The organism is Comamonas koreensis, from assembly GCF_021026195.1.
Classification (GTDB): domain Bacteria; phylum Pseudomonadota; class Gammaproteobacteria; order Burkholderiales; family Burkholderiaceae_C; genus Comamonas; species Comamonas koreensis.
In genome coordinates this window covers 123,254-147,785 of sequence record NZ_JAJNCT010000010.1, presented here as the reverse complement: position 1 = coordinate 147,785, position 24,532 = coordinate 123,254, and the positions used below count along the sequence as shown (strand labels likewise).

Genomic DNA, 24,532 nt, shown 5'->3' with positions numbered 1-24,532 from the left:
TGATTCAGGTCATTGAAGGACAGCAAAACCATGAATCAGCATTCCAGCATTTCTTACTCCATCAACAAGGCCGCACGCCTGGCGATTGTCAGTGCGCAATGGCATTCGGACATCGTGCACCAGGCGCGCGATGCCGCGATCGCCGAGCTGGCGCAACAAGGCTGGCGCGCCGACCAGATCGACCTCTACGATGTGCCCGGCGCCTTCGAGATCCCCCTGCTGCTCAAGCGCCTGGCGCAAAGCGGCCAATACGCCGGTCTGATGGCCTGCGGCCTGGTGGTCAACGGCGGCATCTACCGCCATGAGTTTGTGACCACCGCGGTGATCGATGGCCTGATGCGCGTGCAGCTGGACACCGGCGTGCCCGTGTTCTCGGCCGTGCTGACGCCGCGCGACTTCCATGACTCGCAAGAGCACCATGACTTCTTCCACCAGCATTTTGTGAAGAAGGGCGTCGAGCTGGCCCGCGCCTGCGCCACCACCGTGCAACTGCACCGCAAGCTGGAAGAGCAGCAATTGCAGCAGCTGCAACCGCAAACCTTGGCAGCCTGAAGCGGGCTCCATTCCTGATAAAAGGGTTTTCCCTGAGTATCATGGGCCGGTAACTGTTTTTTGGCACACTGGCTAGCCGCTCTCCGCTTTGGAGTTGCGGCTTTTTTTATTGCAATGACCGATTCCGCATCTTTGACCCGCCGCCAGGCCTGGCTCGGCGTGATCGCCCTGGCCATGGGCGCTTTTGTTTTCAACACCACCGAGTTTGTACCAGTGGGCCTGCTCAGCGACATTGGTGGCAGCTTTGGCATGGGCACCGAGCAGGTCGGCCTGATGCTGACCATCTATGCCTGGATCGTCGCGCTCACCTCGCTGCCCTGCATGCTGATGACCAAGAACGTCGAGCGCCGCAAGCTGCTGATGGGCGTGTTTGCGCTGTTCATCGTGAGCCATGGCCTGTCGGCCGTGGCCTGGAACTACGCCACCTTGCTGATCAGCCGCATGGGCATTGCGCTGGCGCATGCGGTCTTCTGGTCGATCACCGCATCCTTGGCGGTGCGCATTGCACCGCAAGACAAGCGCCCGCAGGCACTGGGCCTGCTGGCCACCGGCACCACCTTGGCGATGGTGCTGGGCGTGCCTTTGGGCCGCATGGTGGGTGAGGCGCTGGGCTGGCGCACCACCTTTGGCATCATCGGCGTGCTGGCGCTGGCCGTCATGCTGGTGCTGTGGCGCATGCTGCCCTTGCTGCCTAGCGAGAATGCCGGTTCGCTGCGCAGCATTCCCGTGCTGTTCAAGCGCCCGGCGCTGTCGGCCACCTATGCCTTGCTGATCTTGATGGTGACGTCCCAGTTCACCGTCTACAGCTATATCGAGCCACTGATCCAGCGTGAGGCGGGGCTGAACAACCAGGTCACCACCTGGGTGCTGCTGCTGTACGGCGGCATGGGCGTTGTCGGCAGCATCTTGTTCAGCAGCTTTGGCATGCGCTGGCCGCGCGGCTTTTTGCTGGGTGCGATGGCCGTGCTGACCGCTTGCCTGTGGTTGCTGCTGCCCAGCACGCGCTGGCCGCCTGCGCTGTACCTGGTCTGCGCCGTCTGGGGGGTCGTCATGCTGTGCATGGTGCTGCCGCTGCAGGCCAAGGTGCTGCGCCTAGCCTCGGATGCCACCGATGTGGGCATGTCGCTGTTCTCGGGCATCTTCAATATCGGCATTGGTGCCGGCGCCTTGCTGGGCAGCCAGGTGGGCATGCATGCCGGCCTGCACTACCTGGGCCCGGTTGGCGGCAGCATTGCCGTGCTGGGTGTGCTGTGGTGTGCCTATGCCGGCTGGAAGTGGCGCAGCAGCTTTGCCCCTGCAGGCGCCGAGGCGCGCATTGTGCCGCACTGAGCGGCAAGCCAGCGCCCGCAAGTCAGCGCTATTCACCTGCCCGGCACTACCTCTGTGCCGGGCATTTTTTTGGCCTATCGGCGCAGGTAGATCCAGGCATCCAGCGCCAGCAGTGCCAACAGGCTGCAGCCCAGCACCGGCAGCAACCAGCCCAAGGCGGCTGCCACCAGCAACAGAGCCAACGCTGAAACACACGGCAACTGGCGCCATTGGTGGATCAGGGTCAGCTGGCCATGCAGCCATTCGCGGCTGCGGCCTGGGCGCTTGCGCCACTGCAGCCAGCCGGTCACTGCCATCGCCACCATGCCGGCGCCCAGCAGCACCAGCACCACCTGGTTCAGCACACCCCAGCTGCCCATGTGCAGGTCAATGCCCCAGCGTGTCAGCTTGGAGGCCAGCGGGTAGTCGCTGAAGCGGTTGTGGTCCAGTACCTGGCCCTGCGCCAGGTCAATGGCCAGCGCATCCACTTCGGTGGGCCAGGAACGGTTGATCTCCGTCACCGTCCAGGCCTTGTTGGCGGCAACTGGCGGCCGGATCTCCAGCTTGGCGGATGCCAGGCCATGCTCGCGGGCGATCGCCAGCACACTGTCAAAGTCCTGCGGCATGGGCGCCATACCTGCCATGCCCGCCATACCGGTCATGGGCGCGGCCTGGTGCTCTGCGTGGTCCGCATGCGGGTCGGCGGGCTGGTGGTGGGCATGGGCACTGCTGTCATCCGTACCCAGGCTGGTGTTCAAACGCGGCGTTTGCCAGCCCATCTGCTGCAGCGCCTGGCCAAAATGGCCACCGGCCCAGCGCGACCAGGTCAGGCCCGTGGCCGACAGAAACAGCAGGCCCACCAGCAGCCATAGACCCAAGCCATGGTGCCAGCGGCGCAGCGGCGCATGAGCCACCTGGGCGCCAGCCCGCTGTGGGCGCGACAGCCACCACAGTGCTACACCACCCAGCGCCGCCACCCACAGCCAGGAGGCCGCCAGTTCGCTGTAGGTACGGCCCCATTCGCCCATCAGCAGCTGGCGGTGCAGCAGATCGAGCTGCTTGCGCAGCGGCAGCACGCCGCTGGTGCCATAGACCGTCAAATCGCCCTGCAGCGCCAGGCTGTAAGGGTTCACAAAGAGGCTGCGGTACTCCGAGGGGCCCAGCGCCGCATCGGCCACCATCACACGGGTACTGCTGCGGCTATCGGGCGCCGGGCGCACAGCGACCACGGCAGCCGGAGTGGGCAGGGCCTGCAAGGCCGCTTGCACCTGGGCCGACAGCGGCTGTGCCTGGGCGCCTGGCGCCGATTCGGCCTGCAGCGCGCTGCGGTAGAGCTGGTTTTCCAGCTGGGGTGTCAGCGCATACAGCAGGCCGGTCGCGGCGGCCACGGTGATGAAGGGCGCGACCAGCAGGCCGATGTAGAGATGCAGTCTGCGGATCAGCAACTGCCAGGTTTTGCGGGAGGAGGGAGGCATGAGGATCGTGGTTAGCGCATTGCGCGGCGCAAGGCGGCACTGCTCCAGTCCACCGCGATGCTCAGCAGCAGCATGGCGATGATCACGGTGCTGGCCTGTGCATAGTGGAACAGCGAGAGTTCGACATACAGCAGCTGGCCCAGGCCGCCAGCGCCGACAAAGCCGAGGATGGCCGCCATGCGGATGTTCATCTCCCAGCGGTACAGGGTGTAGGCCAGCAACTGCGGCGCGGCCGCTGGCAGGGTGCCGTAGCAAAAGGCCAGCAGGCGGCTGCTGCCGGCCAGGCGCAGCGCCCGGGCGGGGGCTGCGGGCGTGTTCTGCAGGGCCTCGGCATAGAGCCGGCCCAGCACCCCGGCCGTGTGCAAGGCCAGCGCCAGCGCGCCAGCATACGGACCCAGGCCCACGGCCAGCACGGTGATGGTTGCCCAGACCAGCTCGGGCACCGAGCGCAGCAGGTTGAGCAGTGCATTCCAGGGCGTGCGCCAGCGCGGCAAGGCCAGCAGCAGCCCCGCCATGGCCGCCAGCAGGCTGCCGATGATGGAGATGGCCAAGGTCTCCCACACGCCCTGGGCCACCTTGCGCAGCCAGGCGGTGCTCAGATCGGGCGAGAAAAAGCCGGACACAAAGCTGCCCATCGATTGCAGCGCATCGCGGCTGAACAGCGCGGACCAGTCGATACCGAGCAAGCCGAAGCTGGCCCAGAGGCCAACGCCGCCGAGCAGCAGCATGGCCGCGCTGCGCCTGCCAAAAGGCAGCGCACGGGCCGCTGGCGGCGTATCGAGCGCGCGGCGCAGCCACCAGGACAGCAGATCGGCCAGCGCCACCAGCAGCATGAAGGCCAGCAAGATGCTGGCGACCTCGCCGCCATTGAGCATCTTCATCGCCTGGTCCATCAGCTGGCCCAGGCCGCCCGCGCCCACAAAGCCCATCACCACCGAGGCGCGGATCGCGCATTCCCAGCGGTAGACGGTGTACGAGGTCAGCTCACGCGCCGCTTGCGGCAGGCTGCCGTAGAGCAGGGCCTGCAGGCGGCCTGCGCCACTGGCGCGCAAGGCGCGGGCGGGGGCCGGGTCGGTGGATTCCAGAATCTCGGCATACACCTTGGCCAGCATGCCGCCATAGGTCAGGCCCAGCGCCAGCACGCCAGCGGCGGGGCCCAGGCCAAACACCCGCACAAACACCAGCGCCCAGACCAGCTCGGGCACGCCGCGCAGAATGGTCAGCACGCCGCGGGTAAGGGGGTTGAGGCTGACTTTCTCGCGCGCCGCGCCGCTGGCCAGGTAGGACAGCGGCAGCGCCAAAAGCAGCGCCAGCGCCATGCCGGCAGTAGCAATGGCCAGGGTCTCCAGGCTGGCCTGGCCCAGGTAGCCCAGAAACTCCTGGCTGCTCTCGGGCGGCAGAAACTGGGCCAGAAAGCCGCCGACGACTTTGAGGTTGTTGCTGTCAAAAAACGGCGCCAGCGAGAAGCCCGTGGTCTGCAGCATCGGCCACAGCACCACCAGCGCCAGCAGCAGTGCGATAAGCCGGCCACGGGCGGCAGGGTCGCGGTGCTGAGTGCCCGTGGCAGAAGCTCGCATCACCGGCATGTGATCACTTCAGCTGCCGGGCCGGGCACCAAATGCGGCGTGGCGCTGCCCATGCTGCCCAGCGTGGGCAAGGCAGCAGCGCTGCCATCGGCATGGGCGTACAAGGCCTGGAGCTGCGCCTGGCTTACCTGCGCAGCGGGCAGGTCAAAGGCAATCCGGCCATCGCGGATGCCGACAATGCGTGCAAAGCAGCGGAGGGCCAGGTCCACCGCATGCAGGCTGGCCACCAGGGTGGCCTCGCGCGCGGCGGCCTCTTGCACCAGCAGCTGCACGGTGGCCAGCGACAGCGCAGGGTCGAGCGCGGAGACCGGCTCATCGGCCAGAATCAGCCGGGCCTGCTGGTAGAGCACCCGGGCAATGCCCACGCGCTGCAGCTGGCCGCCGGAGAGCTGGTCGCAGCGCGCAAAGAGCTTGTCCTCCAGCTGCACACGGGCCAGCGCCTCGCGGGCGCCAGCAATATCTTGCGGGTAGGCCAGTGATGCCAGCGCCTTCCACAGCGGCCATTGGCCCAGGCGGCCCGCCAGCACGGCGGTGACCACGCGCTGGCGCAGCGCAATCGGTGCGCTCTGGTGCACCGTGCCGATGAGGCTGCGCAGCGCTTTGAGCTGGCGCGCGGAGGGCACCGCCGGCAAGTCCTGGCCCAGCACCTGCATGCGGCCGCTGCTGGGCAGGTGGGCGGTGCCGATGGCCGTCAGCAGCGAGGTCTTGCCCGCGCCGGAAGGGCCGATCAGCGCAATGCTCTCGCCCTGGGCCGCCGACAGGCGAATGCCCGCGAGTGCGACAAAACCATTGGTGTGGGTCAGGCCCACATCGTCAAGCACAAAGCTCATGGATCAAATGCTGGAAAAGTGCAGCAGAGGCAGGCGGCATGGGCCCTGCAGCAGTGCCCATGCCCGGCGGCCCCTTACTTGAGCAGGCCGGCGGACTTGGCGGCCGCTTCGGTGCCGGCATAGTTCTCGGGCTTGGTCGGGATGAACTTGGAGGCGCGCTGCAAATCCATGATGGCCTTGTGCTCGGGCTTGGCAGGGTCCAGCGCCAGGAAGGCATCGGTCAGCTTCTTGATGATGGCCGGGTCCAGGTCGCCGCGCACGGTCCAGTTGTAGTCGAAATAGGTGGGGGTGGTGGCGAACACGCGCACCTTGCTGGTGTCCACCTTCTTGGTCTCGACCAGCTTGTCCCATACCGACGTATTGAGCACACCGGCCTCGGCCTTGCCGGCCGCCACAAAGGCCACGGTGGCGTCATGCGCGCCTGAGTAGGCCACGGTCTTGAAGTCCTTTTCCGGGTTCAGCCCGTCCTGCAGCAGAAAGTAGCGTGGCATCAGGCTGCCCGAGGTGGACGAAGGCGCGCCAAACGCGAAGGTCTTGCCCTTGAGGTCCGCCAAGGTCTGGATGCTGGGGTCGGCCGTGATGAACTTGCTGGTGAACACCGCGTCTTCGGCGCGCTGCACGATCGGGATGGCCGTGCCATTGGTGCGGATCTTTGCCTGCACATAGGTAAAGCCGCCCAGCCAGGCCAGGTCCAGCTTCCTGGTGGCCAGGGATTCCACCACCGCCGCATAGTCGGACACCGGCGTGAACACCACCTTCATGCCCGTCGCCTGCGACAGGTACTCGCCCAGCGGCTTGAACTTGCGCTGCAGCTCCGTGGGTGCCTCGTCGGGGATGGCAGATACGCGCAGCACCGCCGGGGTGTCTGCATGGGCACTGAAGCTTGCCAGGCTGGAGAGGGTGAGCGCGGCCAGCGACAGGCCACGCAGCGCCGAGCGGCGAGCGGTAGAGTGGGTCATAAAGCTTCCGTTCGTTAAGCCACCGCCGTCCGGATAACACGGCGGTTTAGTTGGCTGCGCGGGTTGTGCGCAGCGATAAGGACTAAGGCAGTACACCGACCACCAAAGGTGGATTCTTGCGTATTTGTCAAAACCACCGCTGCCCCTCACGTTCTTTTTAGGCAACAGCGGGGGTGCAAGCGCCTACTTATGGCGACCCGGCAAGGTGCTTCAGGACAGCGCCAGCGGCGCAAAGTGGGCCTGCAAGGTGGCGAGGGCCAGCCGCACACGCGCGGGCAGTGCGTGGCGCTCGGGGGTGAGGGCGGAGATGCGCAGGCTGCCGCAGTCCCAGTCGGGCAGCAGGTGCAGCAGCTGGCCGCTGCGCACCTGGTCGGCCACTTCCAGCGAAAACAGCCGCGCCAAGCCCAGCCCCTCGCTGCACAGCTGCTGCAGTGCGTACTGCTGGTTGCTGATGATGCGTGGCGTCGTGTGCAGCATCACCACCTCGCCGCTGTGGCGGTGCTGCAGCTGCATGCTGGCGCTGGTGGTCTTGCCGATGTTGCGCGCCATCCAGGGCCAGGCCTGCAAAGCCTGTGGGTGTTGCGGCACGGGCCTGCCTTGGGCCAGCGCGGGCGCGGCGCATATCCACCAGGGCAGGGTGCCCAGCGGTCGGGCCACCCAGTGGGAGTCGGGCAGCTCGCCCAGGCGGATGGCAATGTCCACCCGCTCTGCTACCAGGTCGCTGTGCGAATCATCGAGCAGCAACTGCAGCCGCAGCTGCGGGTGGGCATGCAGCAACGGAGCCAGCGCCCGGCCCAGCGGTGCGGCCAGGCCCAGCACCGCGGCAATGCGCAGCTCGCCCACGGGCTCGTCGCGCTCGGCATCCAACTCGGCGCGGGCCTGGCGCGCGGCCTGCAGCATCACCGCGCACTGCGCATAAAAGCGCTGCCCGGCATCGGACAGGCTGAGCCTGCGCGTGGTGCGGTGCATCAGCGGCAGGCCCGCTTGGGCTTCCAGGTGCCGCACCTGCTGGCTGACGGCCGAGGCGCTCATGCCCAGCAGACGCGCGGCCGCTGTCATCGAGCCTTGCTCGACCACGGTCGCAAAAATAGCCATGCGCTTGAGGTCTTCCATCGGTTGATTATGAAGCACAGCTTCAAAGAAATGCTTGGATGGGAGGGATTATCAATGCCGCTCGACCGGCATACAGTGTGGTCTTGGCGTGGCGCAGGGGCTGCCCGCCTTTGTCCATGCGAAGGAAATACGATGAAAGTCACACTGATTGGATCGACCGGTTTTGTAGGCGCTGCACTGCTTGATGAATTGCTGCGGCGTGGCCACGAGGTGGTGGCTCTGGTGCGCGACCCCGCCAATCTGGCGCCCCGCCCGCATCTGCAAGTGCTGCAGGGGGATGTGATGGATGCGGCCGTGGTGCAAAAGGCGGCCACCGGCAGCGATGCCGTGCTGTCGGCCTACAACGCAGGCTGGACCAACCCGAATATCTACGAGGACTTCCTCAAGGGCTCGCAGGCCATCGAGGCCGGCACCCGCGCAGCCGGTGTGGCCCGCTACCTGGTGGTGGGCGGCGCTGGCAGCCTGTATGTGAACGGCCAGCAGCTGGTGGATTCACCCGAGTTCCCCGCTGCCATCAAGCCCGGCGCCAGTGCGGCCCGCGACATGTACAGCGCGCTGCAAAAAGAGAGCGCCCTGGACTGGACCCTGCTGAGCCCGCCTGTGGGCTTCCATGGCGGATCAGCCGCGCAAAGCCAGGGCCGCACTGGCCAGTACCGCACCGGCAAGGACGAGCCGCTGTGGCAAGCCGATGGCAGCCCTGGCGATATCTCGGCAGCGGATTTGGCCGTAGCCCTGGTCGATGCGCTGGAGCAGCATCTGCACAGCAAGGCGCGCTTCACTGTGGCCTATTGAAGAAAGGCGCAGGCTCAGTCGGCCTGCGCCAGAAACGTCTGCACCCGGCCGAGCACCTGCTCGGCCATTTCGCGGTGCGGCACATGGTGGGCGCCGGCGATGATCTCGGTCTGGCCACCGGCACCCGCCTGGCGGGCAATGCGCTCTGGGTGCGCGGTGCTGCCGTATTCATCCAGCTCACCATGGATGGCGAGCAGAGGGCATTGCAGGCCGGGCAGCCAGGCGTCCACGTTCCAATCGCTAAACGCGGGGCTGAGCCAGGTCTCCGTCCAGGCATCCACCACCCAGCGTGCCTTGCTGCCGTGGTATTTGGCCAGGCGCTCCAGCTGCGCAGCGTCCTGGAAGAGCGCGCGTGCCTCGGCAATGCCCGCCCGCGTGCGGTCTTCGACAAAGGCCTGGGCGGCGATGGTCACCAGTGCCGTACAGTCCTGGCCCGCGCCGGCCGCAATAGCAATACCCATGCCGCCACCCACGCTGTGGCCCAGCAAGGCAAAGCGGTCCAGACCCAGATGCTGGCACACGACGGGGAAGTACAACTGCGCTTCTTCGCCTACAAACTGCGCCGACAGCGTGCCGCTGCGCGCATCCGATTGGCCAAAGCCCAGGCGGTCATAGGCGATCACCTGCCGGCCCGTGGCCTGGGCCAGTTGCGCCGGCAGATCCCTCCACAACGCTACCGACCCCAGCGAGTCATGCATCAGCACCAGCGGCGCTTGGTGTGCGGTGCTCGGGGTCCAGGTCTTGGCATACAGCCGGCCCTGTTGGGGCAGGCTGATCCAGTGTTCTTGGGCGATGGCGGCAGTGTCAGTCATGGTCTCGGCGGCGAGGGAAATGACCGCATCTTAGTGGCGCCGGGCGGTGTTTATCTGCCCGCCGGGGACACCACAAAGTTCATCTGCATCTGCTCGATCGCCGGGTCGGTCCAGCGGTAGGGCAGCTCGGCCTCTTGCACCTGCAGCATGGCATCGACGGGCCAGGCGGCCCACCACCAGGCGTCGGGGGCCGGGTCCTCGGTGGAGATTTGCAGCCAAGGCAGGTGCTGGCGGCGCGCGCTTTCGGCAGCCTGCCAGGCGCAGTCCATATGAAAGCCCGGCTCGTCCGCATCGCAGACCACGATCTTGGCCTGGGGGAACAGAATGCGCATGACGCCACCGGTGGTGTGGTGCTCGGCCAGCACCATGCCCTGGCCTTGGTAGCCGGCCTGGCGCAAGGTGCTGGCGATCAGGTCCAGCTGCCAGTTGAGGCGGTCACCCTTGCCGCGCTTGGCATCGCGCAGCGGCGCCAGCAAGGCCAGCGACCAGACCAGCACCAGCATGCCCAGGCAGGCCAGCAGATAGCGCCGGCGGCTTTTGTCCGACTGCGCCAGCGCCGGCCAGCGGGCCAGCACATAGAGCGGAAAAACCAGTAGCAGCGGCTGGATCCAGCGGCCATCGAATTTGGCCGCGCCGGCCAGCGCCATCAGCGCGAGCGCGCCCGCCACCAGCGCCATATAGCGGCGCAGTAGCGGCACCAGCCAGTCAGGTGTGGGGCTGTTGTTTTCAGCGCCGCTCGCAGCCGCGGGCTGTTGCCAAAAGCGCCCACTGGTCCAACGCGCCATCAGCAGCCAGGGCAGCACCGCCAGCAGCAAGAAGGCCAGCAGATCGCGCAGGCCGTGGGCCAGGCCGCTGAGGTAGGAGCTGGTCTCTGCCGGGTGCAGCTTGTCCAGCGTGGCGCCGCTGGCCGCTTGCCAGTGCTCCAGCACCCACCAGGCATGCGGGGCGACCAGCGCGATGCTGATCAGCGGCGTGAGCCACCAGCCGCGCGACAACAGCGCGCGGCGCGTGCTGGCCATGCTCAGGCAGGCCAGCAGCAGGGTGACGGCGACCAGCAGGTAGCTGTACTTGGACAGCATGCCCCAGGCGACCACCAGGCCCAGGTAGACAAAGCCCAGTGGGCGCGGCTGGCGCAACTGGCGCAGCAGCAGCCACCATGTCGCGCAGATGGCGCAGGTCAGCATCACCGTATGGGTCTGGTCACGCAGCAACTGCCAGGCAATGCCGGGCAGCCAGGTCATGCCGGCAGCGGCCAGCCAGGCCTGGCGCGCGGGCAGCACTTGGCGTGCGGCCAGCAGCATAAAGACAAAGCTCAGTGCGATCAGGCTGTTTTTGAGCAGCACCACCGCCAAGGTGCTGGGGCCCAGCACCCCCACCAGGGCCCATTGCAGCCAGGTGTAGAGCGGGGGCTGGGGCCCATAGCCCAGCTCCAATTGCTGCGACCAGACCAGCTGCTCGTTCTGGTCCCAGGACACCCCGTGCGAGGCCAGCAGACGGCTGGCCATGACCAGCACAAACAGCGCAGCAATCCAGCGCAGTGCTTGGCGGTCAACGGTTGAGGGCGGGGGAGAAAGCGGGGTCATGCAAGCGGAGGGAAGGGCGGCGTGGCCGCCAAAAAAAGCTGCCCGATCATAAGGGGCAGACGTAAAGCCAACGCAAAGCGCGAAGGCAATGTGCGGGGTGTCTTAGTCCGCGCTGGGCCAGGGCGCATCGCCATAAAGCTGCGCTGCGCTGATGCCCAGATCCAGCCGCTGGATGGGCAGAGGCGGCGATTGCAATTGCAAGCCCAGGCGCTGGTAAACGCCTTCGCTCGACAGCCCGAAAGGCGCCGCATCGGCATTGTCAAACGCAAAAAACACCTGCTTGGCCTGGCCCGCCACAATCGCCGCCAGGCACATGGGGCAGGGGTGGCCGGAGGCATAGACCGTCAGCCCCTGCAGATGCGGCAGCTGGCGTTGGTGGCAGCAGTCGCGGATGGCTTCCATCTCGGCGTGGCCCGTCATGTCCTGCGTCTGGCTGATGGTGTTGACGCCCCGGCCCAGAATGCGGCCCGCATCATCGGCAATCGCTGCGGCAAAGGGGCGGCCTTTGTGCAGATGGCGGTTGCCGTGGGCGCTGGCTAGCACCTCGCGCATGATGGCGGCGTGCTGGGCTTGCAGGGTGTCGGTCATGGGGATCTTCTTATCGGGGAACACGGGCTTGATTGTCCTGTCACCCCAGACAGCCGCGCGGGTGGGGCAGCAAAGGCTGACAGTGGCACTGCGGCTTGCGGGGTCGGCATGGTGGGGGCAAGATGCGGGGCATGAACACTGAGCCGCTTTCTTCCCGCTCCCCGCCCGGCGATGCCTGGGATGCTGCGCAAACGGGCCATGCCTTGTTCCGCACCCGCCTGGGTGTCTGCGGCATTGCCTGGGGTGCGCAAGCCGTTGTCGCGCTGCGGCTGCCCGAGCCCAGCCTGGAGGCTACACAGATGCGCCTGCTGGAGCATGCCCGCCAGCGCCGCGAGGGCTTGTGGCCACAGGCGCAGGCGCCCGGTGATCTGAGTGCCCAGGCTTTGCAGGCGGTGGCCGGCGTGCAGTGGCTGCTGGCCGGGCGCCAGGAGACCAGTGAACCGGAGGGCAGCGCGCGCTGGCCGGATGCACCTGCCCCCGTGCTGGGCGACCTGCGCAGCCTGCTGACCCTGAACCGCTGGTCCGCGCAGAGCGGTTTGCCGCTGCTCGATGATGTGGTGCTCGACTGGCATGGGGTGCCGGATTTTTCGCGTGCGGTCTACCAGCTGGCGCTGGCCATTGAGCCAGGGCAGACGCGCAGCTATGGTGACCTGGCCGACGACTTGGGTGGCAAGGGGATGGCCCGTGCGGTAGGCCAGGCGCTGGGGGCCAACCCCTTTGCACCCGTGGTGCCCTGCCACCGCATCTTGGCGGCGCATGGTGCACGCGGCGGCTTCTCGGCCAATGGCGGTACGCGCACCAAATTGCAAATGCTGGAGTGGGAGGGCGCAGCGCTGGGCGATGGCATCAGCCTGGGTCTGTTTGACTGAGCGCTGACGCCATCAACAAGAAGGGCCGCGACAGCGGCCCTCGGTGCATCAAAGCAATAGCGCCAGCCCTTAGACCACGCCTTCGCTGTGCAGCTGCGCAATCTGCGCGGGTGAGCGGCCCAGCTCGGCCAGGATCTCGTCGGTGTGCTGGCCCATCGCGGGTGGTGGGCGGCGCACCACCGGCGGGGTGGCGGTCAGCCGCATGGGGCTGGCGACGGTGCTGATGGTGCCGATCTGGTCGCCGGCATCGCGCGGGATCTGCACATGCAGGCCACGTGCAATCACCTGCGCATCCTCAAAGGCCTGGGCGATGTTGTTGATGGGGCCGCAGGGGACGGCCTTGTCTTCAAGCAGCGCAATCCATTCGGCGGTGGTGCGTGTCTTCATCAGTGGGTACATCAGTTCCTGCAAATCCTTGCGGTGGATGATGCGGCCCGAGTTGCGGGTAAAGCGCGGGTCCTGCGCCCAGGCCTCATTACCGGTGGCGGCGCAAAAGCGGGCGAACTGGCCGTCGTTGCCAATGGCCAGCAGCACATTGCCGTCCTTGCTGGGGAAATCCTGGTAGGGCCCCACGCTGGGGTGGATATTGCCTGCGCGCTGCGGAATATCGTCTGCATTCAGGTAGCCCACGGCCTGGTTGGCCAGCACGGCCATGCCCACATCCAGCAGCGCCATGTCGATGTGCTGGCCTTCGCCGGTCCGGTGGCGTGCCTGCAGCGCGGCCAGGATGGAGCAGCAGGAATAAATACCGGTGAACACATCGGTGACCGCGACGCCCACCTTGAGCGGGCCGCCACCGGGCTCGCCATCAGGATGGCCGGTGATGCTCATCATGCCGCTCATCGCCTGCACCATCAGGTCGTAGCCAGCGCGCGGAGCGTAGGGGCCGGTCTGGCCAAAGCCGGTGACCGAGCAGTAGATCAGGCGCGGGTTGATCTTGCGCAGGCTTTCATAGTCGAGGCCATAGCCCTTGAGGCCGCCGACCTTGAAGTTCTCGACGAGGATGTCGGCATCCTTGGCCAGCTCGACAATCAGCGCCTGGCCCTGGGGCGAGGCCATGTCGATGGTGATGCTGCGCTTGTTGCGGTTGCAGCAGGTGTAGTAGCTGGCCTGCTCGGTCTTGGTGCCGTCATCGGTGTGCAGGTAGGGAGGGCCCCAGTGGCGCGTGTCGTCACCGGCTTCGGGCCGCTCGACCTTGATCACCTCAGCGCCCAGGTCACCGAGCATCTGCGCGCACCAGGGGCCGGCCAGCACCCGCGACAGATCCAGAACTTTGATGCCGTCCAGCGGCGCGATGCTTGCGGTCATGGTGTCTCCAAATTCGATAGCTGCCCATGCATGTGCAACAGGCGCTGCAGCAAGAAATTTCTGCAAAACTCGCCGATGGTACGTGCGGCCTCAGGGCGGCGCCATTCGCATCCGGCAAGGGGGTGGTTAAGCGATCACAAAACACCACAACCCACCCACGCAGCGCCTGCGGTGAAGTGGGTTGTGGGCGGGCATGCAGCGAGTCTGCATGCGAGGGGGCTCGGGCCGTTCTTAGTTGGCGAACGCGGCGATGCCGGTCTGGGCGCGACCCAGGATCAGCGCATGCACATCGTGCGTGCCTTCGTAGGTGTTCACCACTTCCAGGTTGACCAGGTGGCGGGCCACACCGAACTCGTCGCTGATGCCGTTGCCGCCCATCATGTCGCGGGCCAGGCGGGCAATGTCCAGCGACTTGCCGCAGTTGTTGCGCTTGATCAGCGACGTGATCTCGATCACGTTCTGGTGCTCGTCCTTCATGCGGCCCACGCGCAGTGCCGCTTGCAGGCCCAGGGTGATTTCGGTCTGCATGTCGGCCAGCTTTTTCTGGATCAGCTGGTTGGCGGCCAAGGGGCGGCCAAACTGCTTGCGGTCCATCGTGTACTGGCGGGCGGTGTGCCAGCAGAACTCGGCCGCACCCATCGCACCCCAGGCAATGCCAAAGCGGGCGCTGTTCAGGCAGGTGAAGGGGCCCTTCAAACCACGCACTTCGGGGAAGGCGTTTTCTTCGGGCACAAACACGTCATCCATGACGATTTCGCCGGTGATCGAGGCACGCAGACCCACCTTGCCGTGGATCGCAGGAGCCGACAGGCCCTTCATGCCCTTTTCCAGCACAAAGCCACGGATCTGGCCAACGGCGCCGCCTTCGGAGACTTCCTTGGCCCAGACTACGAACACATCGGCGATGGGGCTGTTGGTGATCCACATCTTGCTGCCCTTGAGCTTGTAGCCGCCATCCACCTTGTAGGCGCGGGTGGCCATGCTGCCAGGGTCGGAGCCGTGGTCAGGCTCGGTCAGGCCAAAGCAGCCGATGAACTCGCCCGATGCCAGCTTGGGCAGGTACTTCTGCTTTTGCGCTTCGGTGCCGAACTCGTTGATCGGCACCATCACCAGCGAGGACTGCACCGACGCCATCGAGCGGTAGCCCGAGTCGATGTACTCGATCTCGCGTGCCACCAGGCCGTAGCTCACATAGTTGAGGCCGGCGCCACCGTACTCGGTCGGGATGGTGGGGCCCAGCAGGCCCAGCTCGCCCATCTCACGGAAGATGCTGGTGTCCACCGATTCCTTGCGGAACATTTCCTGCACGCGCGGTGCCAGCTTGTCGCGGCAGTAGGCACGGGCCGCGTCGCGGATCATGCGCTCGTCTTCGGTCAGTTGTTCGTCGAGGTGGAAGGGATCTTCCCAGGTGAATTGCGCCATGTCTGCTCCTTGGATCGGTATTCGCGTATCGGAAGGCGAGGCCGGGCGCAGAAGCGCGGGCCTGCCAAAACAGCCGCCATGGTAGGCCCGCCGTCGCAGGGCGGCAAACGATTGTTTATCATCCAGATATGCGAACTACGCATTTATAAAGACGTTTGCCCTGTGCAGTCCTAGAGAATAACCAGGCGATTGGATGCGTCACCTCGGAGACAAGATATGCGCCGAATGATTCCCTCGACCCAGGCGCTGGCCTGTTTTGAGGCCGCCGCCCGCCACGAGAGCTATACCCGCGCCGCCCAGGAGCTGGCGCTAACGCAAAGCGCCGTCTCGCGCCAGATCATTGCGCTGGAAGAGCAACTGGGCGTGCAGCTGTTCAAGCGCTCGCGCCACGGCATGGTGCTTACACCTGCGGGCCACCAGTACAGCCATCAGGTGGCGCAGTGGCTGCAGGGCATTGAGCGCGGCACCTTGGACATCATGGCCCACCAGGGCGCAGGCGGCGCGATCAGCATTGCGGCCGTGCCCACCTTTGCCACCCGCTGGCTGTTGCCGCGCCTGCCGCAGTTTCTGCAGCAGCACCCGGGGGTGGTGGTGCATATCGATGTGCAGACCCGGCCCTTTGCCTTTACCGAGCGCCTGGTCGATGCCGCCATCTATGCCGGCACCGCTGAGCAGGCGCGCCAGTGGCCGGGCACGCAGGCCACCTGGTTGATGGACGAGCTGATCGTGCCGGTCTGCAGCCCGCGCCTGCTGGAAGGCGCCACCCAGCGCGGGCGCGGCCGTGCCTACCTGACCGTATCGCCCCCCGTGCTGGCCCAGCTGCCGCTGCTGCAGCAAAGCACCCGGCCTGATGGCTGGCGCAAATGGTTTGATGCCGCTGGCGTGCCTGCCCCCCATGCGCTCGATGGCCCGCGCTATGAGCTGTTCTCGATGCTGGCCGTGGCCGCTGCCGCCGGCATGGGCGTGGCGCTGATCCCGCCCATGCTGATCGAGGATGAGCTGGCCCGGGGCGAGCTGGTGGTTGCCTGCGAGCAGCCTTTGAAAGGCAGCCGCGCCTATTACTGGATGACCCCGCTGGCGACCGAGCCCATGCCCGCCCAGCCCGCGCTGCAGGCCTTTGGCAGCTGGCTCAAGGGCCGGGCGGGCGCATCTTAGGGTAAGTGCTGCAGCGCAACAGGCCTCCGCCGTCACTACAATCTAAAAATTGCCTTAGAGGTAAAAACCGCCGTCCCAGAGACTAGGATGGTCGGTATTCCCATAACGCCCGCCGTTGGCGAGAGACACAGGAGATCCGCGTGCCGGAAAACACCCCAGGAACAGCTACCGCGTCCGAGCGCGTCGTCAAGAAGTACCCCAACCGCCGTCTGTACGACACCCAGACCTCTGCCTACATCACCTTGGCCGAGGTCAAGGCCTTGGTCATGCAAAACGAGCCCATCGTCGTCAAGGACGCCAAGACGGGCGAGGACCTGACGCGCAGTATTCTGCTGCAGATCATTCTGGATGAGGAGGCGGGCGGCGCGCCGATGTTCACCGAGGCCATGCTGGTCAACATCATCCGCTTCTACGGCCATGCGATGCAAGGCTTCATGGGCTCCTACCTGGAGCGCAATGTGCAGCTGTTCACGGAGATGCAAGGCCGCTTTGCCGACCAGATGAAGGGTGCCACGCCCGAGATGTGGCGCAACTTTTTGGGCATGCCGATGCCCGGCGTGCCAGGCATGCCCGATGCAAGCAACTACCAGGCCCAGTCGCAGCAGTTCTTCCAGCAAATGCAGGAGCAAATGCAAAAGCAGACGGAGCAGATGCTGACGGCTTTTGGGATCAAGCGGCCTTGATGCTGGCCATCTAAAGCATCCTGCTGCCGTGCTGCCATTTAGCAGCTAGGCATACGGATGCGGGTGCAATTCCCGCTAACCTGCCCTGTGATCAACCGCCATCTACCGGAAGTTTCGGTAGATGGCGGTTTTTATTGCTGTTGCGCCCCCGCCTGCGGGTCTATACCCCAGGGGCGGAGCCTGCCCGGGCGCCTGCTTTAAAATACCGCCCAGATTAGTTGCCAGGTTCCCCTGCAAGAAAAATGAATACCGATACCCACGCTGCCACTGCGACGCTCGACGCCAACCGAACCCCCAAGGTGGGGTTCGTCAGTTTGGGCTGCCCATAAGCGTCGGTATCTATATCGGGTTTTGTCAGGCAGGATCAGTCGTTGATGGCCTCCGTGCGAGAGTGCGAGCGAAAACCATCAGCATGTTTTGATCATCTGCGTTCAGCTCCTTGAACAGACCGAGCAACTCCGACGCATCGTCTCGTGTGGCCCCCGCGTAACTTAGCGCGGCTCCCGTTCCGTCCAAGATAAAGCTAGGCGCGCAGTCCAATGCGCGTGCCATCTTCATCAGCGTCACTGCACTTGGCTTCCGAGCCGCACTACCAACAATGTTTGCGACAGTTGACTGCGAGATACCCATCAACTTTGCAGCATCGGTCTGGGTAAGTCTGCGGCGGCTGAGTAGCCATTCCACACGCTGTCCGACGGTCCACAGCTCGTATGACTTCGGTTGGTTTCGATAAGACTTCATTATCGAGAGTCTACTTGCCGTCCCTAGGGTGCTGGGAGCACTTGTGTTTACGGCTCCAATTGACCCTGAGGTGCCGCCAAAATCAAAACCGTATAGTGGTCATTCATACCAGCGGTAGGCAAGTTATGATATGCAGCTAACCAGTTTTTGGTGGAGCAGCTGTTGCGAATCTAGATTGGCTGTTTTAATTCTTATTTCGATATGCTTCTATTTAACAAATTTGGAGCGGATATGTACTGCAAGCCCATTTTTTGGCTTCTGATCCATCAAAGTAGACTGAGGTGAAACGATGCAGATAGACGTTGAAGACAAGAAACTAGTGGGTTTCAACGATCCCGCCAGACATGCATTGACTAAATCCATCGGCGAATTTATTGATGACTTGGTAAAGGAAGCCAATCGAATTGAGGCTACGCACAATCCCTCATCCGGTGCCCCTCAAATTACAAGCAGCATGGTTGGAGATGCGGCGGTTTTAATACGCCGAGGGCTAGCGCGACCGAAGAGGAAGATCGGCGCAAAAGTTCTTCGAATCGTTGCTGCCGTCTTGTCCATGGCCGTTGGGTTTAGCTACGACGCAGCTAAGCTTCAAGACAAGACGTACATGCTTATTTTTGTCGTGGTAGTAGCGCTGGCTATTCTTGCCGTGACCATTTCAACAATCATGGAGTAGGTCATGTTAGAGCAACAAATCGATAATTTACACGACTACGAACAAGACCTATGGGAATTGGAAGCCCGACAGAATTCCTTTCGCCGCATTCAGCAGGTATTTCAGCTATATGCATTGTTTGGCGCGCTCATCGGTATAGGAGCCTTGGCGTACTTCTTCATCTTGAAGCTAGATGTCAATCTGACGATGCGTGAACAGATGGCACTGATGGTTTCGTCGACCGGCTTCTTCATTTCGATCTTTTCTGTTGTCTATCTATTCCTCCGTAGGCAGCGTCAGTCTACCGAGTTAGCACGCAGCCGCTATATGGGCGCAGCTGCAGAGTTCCTGTTTCAGTGGGTGCGCTTTGAGAAGCTCGGACGCGATCGGCTGGAGAAAACAGGCCGCGAGTTCAACCGCATGTCCATTCGAGCGATTACTGTTGAACTTTTAAAGGAGGGATTGATATCTAGCGATGAACTGGTGCAATTGGAGGAGGTGCTGCGGTTTCGCAACGTGCTGGTACACAGCGGAACGCCGCCTGACCCCGTGCTCCTTGCGCGAATGTCCGAGATGCTACGAGCAATCATGAAGCGCATCGCAGCCTAAACTATCCCAGCAACCGAAATACTGCAGCTGGCCCCACCAGCCTTTGCTGTCGGGTGGAACAGAAAAATTGAAAGTCTGCTTCTCCTGCCAGTAAACGGCAGCTTCTGGCCGATTGCGGTGACTGGGGCAAAGATGCTTAAGCGATATAAATTGAGTTACCTATGCGTGTATCACAATTGAAATAGAATTTTCAATCCACGAATTTCTGGCTGTCTGCCACTAAAAACAAATGAAATCAATGATTTATGATAAGGTGGCGCAGTCAGTCATCCCGAAAATTGGGATGGTTTCCCTAGGTTGCCCCAAAGCCCTTACCGACAGCGAGCTGATCCTGACGCAGTTGAGCGCCGAGGGGTACCAGACCTCCAAGACCTTTGAAGGTGCCGATCTGGTGATCGTCAACACCTGCGGCTTTATTGACGATGCCGTGCGCGAAAGCCTGGACACGATTGGCGAGGCGCTGGCCGAGAACGGCAAGGTGATCGTGACCGGTTGCCTGGGTGCCAAAACGGGTACCAACGGCGGAAATATGGTCAAGCAGATGCACCCCAGCGTGCTGGCGGTGACGGGCCCCCACGCCACGCAAGAGGTGATGGACGCGGTCCACACCAACCTGCCCAAGCCGCATGACCCCTTCATCGACCTGGTGCCTGGCAGCTTTGGCGAGGCGGGCATCAAGCTCACGCCCAAGCACTATGCCTACCTGAAGATTTCCGAAGGCTGCAACCACCGCTGCACCTTCTGCATCATCCCCTCGATGCGCGGTGACCTGGTCAGCCGCCCGATTGGCGATGTGCTCAAGGAAGCCAAGGCGCTGTTTGCCGGCGGCGTCAAGGAGCTGCTGGTGATTAGCCAGGACACCTCCGCCTACGGTGTCGATGTGAAGTACCGCACCGGTTTCTGGGACGGCAAGCCGGTGAAGACCCGCATGCTGGAGTTGGTGGAAGCGCTGGGCGAGCTGGCCAAGCCGCACGGCGCCTGGGTGCGCCTGCACTATGTGTACCCGTATCCCACGGTGGACGCGATCTTGCCGCTGATGGCCCAAGGCCTGGTGCTGCCTTACCTGGATGTGCCACTGCAGCACAGCCACCCTGATGTGCTCAAGCGCATGAAGCGCCCGGCCAGCGGCGAGCGCAATCTGGAGCGCATCCGTGAGTGGCGTGCGATCTGCCCCGAGCTGGTGATCCGCTCGACCTTTATTGCCGGCTTCCCCGGCGAGACCGAAGAAGAGTTCGAGCACCTGCTGGACTTTATCCGCGAGGCCGAGATTGACCGCGCAGGCTGCTTTGCCTATAGCCCGGTCGAAGGCGCCACCGCCAACGAGCTGCCTGGCATGCTGCCCGCTGAGGTGCGCGAAGCGCGCCGTGCCCGCTTCATGGAAGTGGCCGAAGAGGTGTCCGCCAAGCGCCTGGAGCGCCGTGTGGGCCAGACCATGCAGGTGCTGGTGGACAAGGCCATCGGCCTGGGCAAGAAGGGTGGCATCGCCCGTACCTATGCCGATGCGCCCGAGATCGACGGTGTCGTGCACCTGCTGCCGCCCGAGAAGCTCAGCAAGACCTACAAGGTCGGCGAGCTGATCAAGGTGCGCATTGTGCGCAGCCAGGGCCATGACCTGGTGGGTGTGCCGGTTTAAACACTGGATCGCAGACAAAGCAAAGGGGCCTTGCTGGTACAGCAGGCCCCTTTTCTGTGGTCGGTGCGCTTTTGCCGGGCGCGCGCTTATTCGACCTGCAGACCCACGAGCTCCGGATAGTCCACCGGGTACTGCGGTTGCATATCCAGCAGGCAGTGGTTGAGCAAGGTGTTGACCATCAGGTTGCGGTGCAGCTTGTTGTCGGCCGGCACCACATACCAGGGCGCATGCGTGGTGGATGTGGCTTCCAGCAGGTCTTCATAGGCTTGCTGGTAGGCCTCCCACTGCTTGCGCACCGTCAGGTCATCGAGGCTGAACTTCCAGCGTTTTTCCGGCACATCGATGCGCTCCTGCAGCCGAACGCGCTGTTCGTCCTTGCTGATATGCAGCATGCATTTGAGGACGGTGGTGCCGTTCTCGGCCAGCAGGCGCTCGAAGTCATTGATCTGCGCATAGCGCTGCTTGGCGATCTGCGGTGTGATCCAGCGGTTGACCAGCGGCACCAGCACGTCTTCATAGTGGCTGCGGTTCCAGATGCCGATCTCGCCCTTGGCGGGCGCCACTGCATGGCAGCGCCACAGGTAGTCGTGCGAGAGCTCTTCCTTGCTCGGGCTTTTGAAGGTGGCCATGCGCAGGCCCTGCGGCCCCGTGGTCTTGAAGACGCCGCGCACGGTGCCGTCCTTGCCACTGGTGTCCATGCCTTGCAGCACCAACAGTACCGAGCGCTTGTTCTCGCCCTGCAGCGGGCGCATCAGCTGCGCCAGCTGCTTGTTGAGCATCTTCAGGTCCTTTTCCTGGGCCTTGACGGTGCCGTGGGCAAACGGTGTGGCGGCCGGGTCGTAGTCGGCCAGATGGACGGGACCCTTGAGGGGCACGCGGTAGTTATCAAGCTTGGGCATAAAAGGCGGATCGTTGAAGGAAGGCAGGCTGCTGCTGCAGCCATGATTTCAGTTTTTACGACGCTTGTCACCTGGGCTGGTGTGCGCAGCGCTGGGCCTGCCGCGCTCAGACCATCTTGCGGATCGGGCGCTTTTTCCAGATGGCCTGGTAGTACCAGGTCTGCAGCGCCAGGGTGATGCCGTAGGAGACCGGGAAGGCCATCCAGATGCCCACCAGGCCAAAGTGGCGGCTGAACAGCCAGGCCAGCGGCAGCTCCAGCGTGGCAATCACGCCGATGGTGATCAACGTGGGGATCAGCACATCGCCACTGGCACGCATCAGCGCTGCCAGGGACGCGAAGGCGCCAAACAGCAGGCCACTCCACAGCACAATGCGCAGCAGTTCCACGGCCACATGCAGCACCTCCTGATCGGTGATGAAGATCGACAGCAAAGGCCTGGCGAAGAGGGTGCCGAGCAACGCGGTGGCGCCCCCGATGGCCAAGTTGATCTGCATCGCTGTACGCGCAATGGCGGGCAGGCGTTCGCTGCGGCCGGCGCCGATCGACTGGGCGGCCAGGATGGAGGCGGTGATGGCGATCGAGATCAGCGGAAACTGCGCGAACGCATTGATCTGGTTCACGGCGCCGTAGGCGGCGGTGGCGTTGGATCCAAATCCGTTGATCAGCGACAGGACGACCAGGCCGGCCAGCGAGGTGGCGATCATCAGCACGCCGGTGGGGATACCCACGCGCAGTACGCCGCGCAGCAAGCCCCAATCCGGGCGCATGGAGTGCAACAGGGCCCTATTGGGTGCCAGCACGCTGCGCTTGCGGCGCAGCTGCACCGTCAGCCAGACCAGGGCGATGCTGAAGCCCAGGATCATCGACACCCCGGCGCTGGCCACGCCCAGGCGCGGCAGGCCGCCCCAGCCGGAGATCAGTGCCGGCGTGCTGACCAGGCCGATGCCGGTGGACACGATCAGCGACCACATGGGCGTGAGCGTGTCGCCCACCCCGCGCAGCAGCGAGGTGAACAGCAAAAAGATGAACAGCCCTGGCATGCCCAGCAGCACGATGCGCGAGTAGATGGTGGCCTGCTCCAGAATGTCGGCCGGCGTGCCCAGCATGCGCATGATGGGCTGTGTAAACAGGCCGCCAAACAGCGCCACGACTGCGCCCATGACCAGCCCGGTCATCAAGGTGGTGCCGGCGATGGCGCGCACCTTGTCAGGTTGGCCCGCACCCCAGGCCTGGCCGATCAGCACCGAGGCGCCAGCCCCCAGGCCGATGACAAACGCAATAAAGACAAACATGACCGGGAAGAAGGCCGCGACGGCGGCGAGCGCCTTGACTCCCATCATCTGGCCCAGAAACATGCTGTTGAGCGTGCCCGAGAGTGACTGCAGGATGTTGGACAGCAGCATGGGGCCGAGAAACACCATGAAGACTTGCCAAAGGGGGCGTACAGGCGGGGCGGGCGGCGCAGCCTGGGGTGAGGGGATGGACAGGGACATCGGAGGGAGGGTGCAAAATCGGGAGGGCAGCGGGTGGGTGCTTAAACCGGCCAGATGGGGCGGCTGAGCTGGTGCAGATAAGCTTGTACATCATCCGGCCAGGCCTGGGTCTGCAGCAGAAACGCCGATTGCTTGTGGGCAAACAGCGCGCGGCAGGCTTCGTCAAAACCGGGCAGATCGCCGGCCATGGCCTGCATGAACTGGTAGGTGGCCTCGGTCGCCGCACGCTGTGAATCCTGCTGGGCATGGGCATTACGCGCGTCGTCTATCAAACGGCGCAACGCGGCTGAGGCACCGCCGGGCTGGCGGTTGAGCCACTCCCAGTGGCGGGGTAGCAAAGTGACCTCGCGCGAGACCACGCCCAGTTTGGGGCGTCCCACGGCGCGTGCAGTGCGGCTGTGGGGTGCCGCTTCAACGGCTGCTGCAGCTGGGGCGGCGGTTGCAGGGGCTGCATCATCCAGCGGGGCCGCAGGCTGCAGGGCCGGTGCCAGTTCCGAGCGCCAGTTCAAATCCAGCCGCAGGCCGGAGAGGTCATCAAACACCCACAAGGGCGTAAGACTGCCGCCGGGGTGCAGTTCATCATGGTTTTGCAGATAGCGCAGCACCGTCAGGCGGTCGGCTTGCAGCAGGCGCTGGTGGCCCTGGAAAATAGTCAGCCGGCTGGTCAATGTCTCGGTCGTCATGGCCACTTGTTCTTTCTTTGTTCTTGCTAAGCCAGGTATTTTACCGGGGCTAAAATATTTGGCTATTTTTAATGGGTAAAAATATGTATCTGGATGTTTGAGGCTTCAGATGGCCTGTTGCAGCTGGCACTGGAGTTGGGTGCAAGCGATGCTGGGGCGAAAAAAAACCTCCAGCGCGGGGCATGGAGGTTGCTTCGGCGAGGGCCTCGTGGCCCAGGCATTACACGCGCTTGCGGTATTCGGCAGTGCGGGTGTCGATTTCGATCTTGTCTTCCTGGCTCACGAACAGTGGCACAGCGATTTCAAAACCGGTAGCGATCTTGGCAGGCTTGAGCACCTTGCCGGAGGTGTCGCCCTTGACGGCTGGCTCGGTCCAGGTGATTTCGCGCACGATGGTGGTGGGCAGTTCGACGGAGATGGCCTTGCCGTCATAGAACACCACTTCAGCGGTCATGCCGTCTTCGAGGTAGTTCAGGGCGTCAGCCATGTTTTCGGCTTCCACTTCGTACTGGTTGAACTCAGGGTCCATCCAGACGTACATGGGGTCTGCGAAGTAGGAGTACGTGCAGTCCTTCTTTTCCAGGATCACGTTGTCGATCTTGTCGTCGGCCTTGAACACGTTTTCCGTGCCGAAGTTGCCGATCAGGCTCTTGAGCTTCATGCGCACGGTTGCAGCGCCACGGCCGCCACGTGCGTATTCGGTCTTCAGAACGATCATCGGGTCCTTACCGAACATGATCACGTTACCAGCGCGGATTTCTTGAGCGATTTTCATAGCAATAGGT

Annotated in this window: 24 protein-coding genes; 9 read left to right on the top strand and 15 right to left on the bottom strand. The window is 63.9% G+C overall.

The genetic code is table 11. The annotated features are described in order from the left end of the window. The first annotated feature begins 30 nt into the window (after positions 1-30). The gene (locus tag LPW39_RS11165) at positions 31-552 is read left to right on the top strand and encodes a 6,7-dimethyl-8-ribityllumazine synthase (protein WP_230774648.1); all 522 of its coding nucleotides are present in this window, start codon (positions 31-33) and stop codon (positions 550-552) included. A gap of 114 nt (positions 553-666) precedes the next feature. Continuing rightward, positions 667-1,881 carry a sugar transporter gene (locus LPW39_RS11160; RefSeq protein WP_230774646.1) on the top strand — a complete coding sequence of 405 codons (1,215 nt, stop codon included), beginning with the start codon at positions 667-669 and terminating at the stop codon, positions 1,879-1,881. A 74-nt stretch (positions 1,882-1,955) separates the two neighbouring features. Here LPW39_RS11160 and LPW39_RS11155 read toward each other — a convergent pair whose 3' ends face one another. From LPW39_RS11155 to LPW39_RS11135, 5 genes are all read right to left on the bottom strand, one after another. Continuing rightward, complete coding sequence (locus LPW39_RS11155; RefSeq protein ID WP_230774644.1) at positions 1,956-3,335, bottom strand: PepSY-associated TM helix domain-containing protein; 1,380 nt, start codon at positions 3,333-3,335, stop codon at positions 1,956-1,958. 11 nt (positions 3,336-3,346) lie between these two features. Beyond that, a complete protein-coding gene (gene phnE / locus LPW39_RS11150; protein ID WP_230775463.1) occupies positions 3,347-4,912 on the bottom strand; it encodes a phosphonate ABC transporter, permease protein PhnE in 1,566 nt (521 codons plus the stop codon). Further along, positions 4,912-5,751, bottom strand: coding sequence for a phosphonate ABC transporter ATP-binding protein (locus tag LPW39_RS11145; RefSeq protein WP_230774642.1), 840 nt, complete (start codon positions 5,749-5,751; stop codon positions 4,912-4,914). Before LPW39_RS11145 ends, phnE begins: the two co-directional genes overlap by 1 nt. A 74-nt stretch (positions 5,752-5,825) precedes the next feature. Continuing rightward, the gene (locus tag LPW39_RS11140; RefSeq protein WP_230774633.1) at positions 5,826-6,710 is read right to left on the bottom strand and encodes a putative selenate ABC transporter substrate-binding protein; all 885 of its coding nucleotides are present in this window, start codon (positions 6,708-6,710) and stop codon (positions 5,826-5,828) included. 210 nt (positions 6,711-6,920) lie between these two features. Further along, the gene (locus LPW39_RS11135) at positions 6,921-7,823 is read right to left on the bottom strand and encodes a LysR family transcriptional regulator (protein ID WP_230774631.1); all 903 of its coding nucleotides are present in this window, start codon (positions 7,821-7,823) and stop codon (positions 6,921-6,923) included. A 132-nt stretch (positions 7,824-7,955) separates the two neighbouring features. On the opposite strand from LPW39_RS11135, the gene LPW39_RS11130 reads away from it, so the two are divergent. Further along, positions 7,956-8,615 (top strand): NAD(P)-dependent oxidoreductase, encoded by a 660-nt coding sequence (locus LPW39_RS11130; protein ID WP_230774629.1) that lies wholly within the window; start codon positions 7,956-7,958, stop codon positions 8,613-8,615. Positions 8,616-8,629: 14 nt separating this feature from the next. Here LPW39_RS11130 and LPW39_RS11125 read toward each other — a convergent pair whose 3' ends face one another. The 3 genes from LPW39_RS11125 to LPW39_RS11115 form a co-directional block, all read right to left on the bottom strand. Next, the gene (locus LPW39_RS11125; RefSeq protein WP_230774627.1) at positions 8,630-9,427 is read right to left on the bottom strand and encodes an alpha/beta fold hydrolase; all 798 of its coding nucleotides are present in this window, start codon (positions 9,425-9,427) and stop codon (positions 8,630-8,632) included. A gap of 50 nt (positions 9,428-9,477) precedes the next feature. Next, positions 9,478-11,010 carry a glycosyltransferase family 39 protein gene (locus LPW39_RS11120; RefSeq protein ID WP_230774625.1) on the bottom strand — a complete coding sequence of 511 codons (1,533 nt, stop codon included), beginning with the start codon at positions 11,008-11,010 and terminating at the stop codon, positions 9,478-9,480. 102 nt (positions 11,011-11,112) lie between these two features. Next, positions 11,113-11,598: a nucleoside deaminase gene (locus LPW39_RS11115; RefSeq protein ID WP_230774623.1), complete on the bottom strand. Its 486-nt coding sequence runs from the start codon at positions 11,596-11,598 to the stop codon at positions 11,113-11,115. Positions 11,599-11,729: 131 nt separating this feature from the next. Between LPW39_RS11115 and LPW39_RS11110 the strand changes: the two genes are divergently transcribed. Further along, the gene (locus LPW39_RS11110; RefSeq protein WP_230774621.1) at positions 11,730-12,467 is read left to right on the top strand and encodes a methylated-DNA--[protein]-cysteine S-methyltransferase; all 738 of its coding nucleotides are present in this window, start codon (positions 11,730-11,732) and stop codon (positions 12,465-12,467) included. 69 nt (positions 12,468-12,536) lie between these two features. Here LPW39_RS11110 and LPW39_RS11105 read toward each other — a convergent pair whose 3' ends face one another. Beyond that, a complete protein-coding gene (locus LPW39_RS11105; protein ID WP_230774619.1) occupies positions 12,537-13,775 on the bottom strand; it encodes a CaiB/BaiF CoA transferase family protein in 1,239 nt (412 codons plus the stop codon). A 231-nt stretch (positions 13,776-14,006) separates the two neighbouring features. Continuing rightward, positions 14,007-15,197, bottom strand: a complete 1,191-nt coding sequence (locus LPW39_RS11100) for an acyl-CoA dehydrogenase (RefSeq protein ID WP_021026966.1) — start codon at positions 15,195-15,197, stop codon at positions 14,007-14,009. 216 nt (positions 15,198-15,413) lie between these two features. Between LPW39_RS11100 and LPW39_RS11095 the strand changes: the two genes are divergently transcribed. Together LPW39_RS11095 and phaR are read left to right on the top strand one after the other, a co-directional pair. Beyond that, on the top strand, positions 15,414-16,352 hold the full coding sequence (locus LPW39_RS11095) for a LysR substrate-binding domain-containing protein (RefSeq protein WP_230774616.1): 939 nt from the start codon (positions 15,414-15,416) through the stop codon (positions 16,350-16,352). A 140-nt stretch (positions 16,353-16,492) separates the two neighbouring features. Beyond that, positions 16,493-17,035 carry a polyhydroxyalkanoate synthesis repressor PhaR gene (gene phaR / locus LPW39_RS11090; RefSeq protein ID WP_021026964.1) on the top strand — a complete coding sequence of 181 codons (543 nt, stop codon included), beginning with the start codon at positions 16,493-16,495 and terminating at the stop codon, positions 17,033-17,035. A 354-nt stretch (positions 17,036-17,389) separates the two neighbouring features. On the opposite strand, the gene LPW39_RS23595 is transcribed toward phaR, so the two are convergent. Further along, positions 17,390-17,776, bottom strand: coding sequence for a helix-turn-helix domain-containing protein (locus LPW39_RS23595; RefSeq protein WP_407928829.1), 387 nt, complete (start codon positions 17,774-17,776; stop codon positions 17,390-17,392). Between the two features lie 289 nt (positions 17,777-18,065). On the opposite strand from LPW39_RS23595, the gene LPW39_RS11085 reads away from it, so the two are divergent. The 3 genes from LPW39_RS11085 to rimO all read left to right on the top strand — a co-directional run bounded on the left by LPW39_RS11085 (position 18,066) and on the right by rimO (position 20,670). Then, positions 18,066-18,449 carry a hypothetical protein gene (locus tag LPW39_RS11085; RefSeq protein WP_230774614.1) on the top strand — a complete coding sequence of 128 codons (384 nt, stop codon included), beginning with the start codon at positions 18,066-18,068 and terminating at the stop codon, positions 18,447-18,449. Positions 18,450-18,452: 3 nt separating this feature from the next. Continuing rightward, a complete protein-coding gene (locus LPW39_RS11080; protein ID WP_230774612.1) occupies positions 18,453-19,037 on the top strand; it encodes a hypothetical protein in 585 nt (194 codons plus the stop codon). Between the two features lie 229 nt (positions 19,038-19,266). Further along, complete coding sequence (gene rimO, locus LPW39_RS11075; RefSeq protein ID WP_230774610.1) at positions 19,267-20,670, top strand: 30S ribosomal protein S12 methylthiotransferase RimO; 1,404 nt, start codon at positions 19,267-19,269, stop codon at positions 20,668-20,670. Positions 20,671-20,756: 86 nt separating this feature from the next. Here the strand turns inward: rimO and LPW39_RS11070 are convergent, their stop codons facing one another. From LPW39_RS11070 to efp, 4 genes are all read right to left on the bottom strand, one after another. Continuing rightward, the gene (locus LPW39_RS11070) at positions 20,757-21,569 is read right to left on the bottom strand and encodes a PPK2 family polyphosphate kinase (RefSeq protein ID WP_230774600.1); all 813 of its coding nucleotides are present in this window, start codon (positions 21,567-21,569) and stop codon (positions 20,757-20,759) included. 106 nt (positions 21,570-21,675) lie between these two features. Continuing rightward, positions 21,676-23,064: an MATE family efflux transporter gene (locus LPW39_RS11065; protein WP_230774598.1), complete on the bottom strand. Its 1,389-nt coding sequence runs from the start codon at positions 23,062-23,064 to the stop codon at positions 21,676-21,678. A gap of 41 nt (positions 23,065-23,105) precedes the next feature. Then, positions 23,106-23,747, bottom strand: coding sequence for a DUF2239 family protein (locus LPW39_RS11060; RefSeq protein ID WP_230774596.1), 642 nt, complete (start codon positions 23,745-23,747; stop codon positions 23,106-23,108). A 220-nt stretch (positions 23,748-23,967) separates the two neighbouring features. Then, positions 23,968-24,522 (bottom strand): elongation factor P, encoded by a 555-nt coding sequence (efp, locus tag LPW39_RS11055; protein WP_021026959.1) that lies wholly within the window; start codon positions 24,520-24,522, stop codon positions 23,968-23,970. Positions 24,523-24,532: the final 10 nt, after the last annotated feature.

Coding starts and splice junctions, on each gene's coding strand:
- LPW39_RS11135 (WP_230774631.1), bottom strand. CDS start 7,823: ATGGAAGACCTCAAGCGCATGGCTATTTTTGCGACCGTGGTCGAGCAA.
- phnE (WP_230775463.1), bottom strand. CDS start 4,912: ATGCGAGCTTCTGCCACGGGCACTCAGCACCGCGACCCTGCCGCCCGT.
- LPW39_RS11100 (WP_021026966.1), bottom strand. CDS start 15,197: ATGGCGCAATTCACCTGGGAAGATCCCTTCCACCTCGACGAACAACTG.
- LPW39_RS11125 (WP_230774627.1), bottom strand. CDS start 9,427: ATGACTGACACTGCCGCCATCGCCCAAGAACACTGGATCAGCCTGCCC.
- LPW39_RS11145 (WP_230774642.1), bottom strand. CDS start 5,751: ATGAGCTTTGTGCTTGACGATGTGGGCCTGACCCACACCAATGGTTTT.
- LPW39_RS11080 (WP_230774612.1), top strand. CDS start 18,453: ATGTTAGAGCAACAAATCGATAATTTACACGACTACGAACAAGACCTA.
- LPW39_RS11130 (WP_230774629.1), top strand. CDS start 7,956: ATGAAAGTCACACTGATTGGATCGACCGGTTTTGTAGGCGCTGCACTG.
- LPW39_RS11160 (WP_230774646.1), top strand. CDS start 667: ATGACCGATTCCGCATCTTTGACCCGCCGCCAGGCCTGGCTCGGCGTG.
- LPW39_RS11060 (WP_230774596.1), bottom strand. CDS start 23,747: ATGACGACCGAGACATTGACCAGCCGGCTGACTATTTTCCAGGGCCAC.
- LPW39_RS11165 (WP_230774648.1), top strand. CDS start 31: ATGAATCAGCATTCCAGCATTTCTTACTCCATCAACAAGGCCGCACGC.
- LPW39_RS11140 (WP_230774633.1), bottom strand. CDS start 6,710: ATGACCCACTCTACCGCTCGCCGCTCGGCGCTGCGTGGCCTGTCGCTG.
- LPW39_RS11120 (WP_230774625.1), bottom strand. CDS start 11,010: ATGACCCCGCTTTCTCCCCCGCCCTCAACCGTTGACCGCCAAGCACTG.
- LPW39_RS11095 (WP_230774616.1), top strand. CDS start 15,414: ATGCGCCGAATGATTCCCTCGACCCAGGCGCTGGCCTGTTTTGAGGCC.
- efp (WP_021026959.1), bottom strand. CDS start 24,522: ATGAAAATCGCTCAAGAAATCCGCGCTGGTAACGTGATCATGTTCGGT.
- LPW39_RS11085 (WP_230774614.1), top strand. CDS start 18,066: ATGCAGATAGACGTTGAAGACAAGAAACTAGTGGGTTTCAACGATCCC.
- LPW39_RS11110 (WP_230774621.1), top strand. CDS start 11,730: ATGAACACTGAGCCGCTTTCTTCCCGCTCCCCGCCCGGCGATGCCTGG.
- LPW39_RS23595 (WP_407928829.1), bottom strand. CDS start 17,776: ATGAAGTCTTATCGAAACCAACCGAAGTCATACGAGCTGTGGACCGTC.
- LPW39_RS11070 (WP_230774600.1), bottom strand. CDS start 21,569: ATGCCCAAGCTTGATAACTACCGCGTGCCCCTCAAGGGTCCCGTCCAT.
- LPW39_RS11065 (WP_230774598.1), bottom strand. CDS start 23,064: ATGTCCCTGTCCATCCCCTCACCCCAGGCTGCGCCGCCCGCCCCGCCT.
- rimO (WP_230774610.1), top strand. CDS start 19,267: ATGAAATCAATGATTTATGATAAGGTGGCGCAGTCAGTCATCCCGAAA.
- LPW39_RS11105 (WP_230774619.1), bottom strand. CDS start 13,775: ATGACCGCAAGCATCGCGCCGCTGGACGGCATCAAAGTTCTGGATCTG.
- LPW39_RS11155 (WP_230774644.1), bottom strand. CDS start 3,335: ATGCCTCCCTCCTCCCGCAAAACCTGGCAGTTGCTGATCCGCAGACTG.
- LPW39_RS11115 (WP_230774623.1), bottom strand. CDS start 11,598: ATGACCGACACCCTGCAAGCCCAGCACGCCGCCATCATGCGCGAGGTG.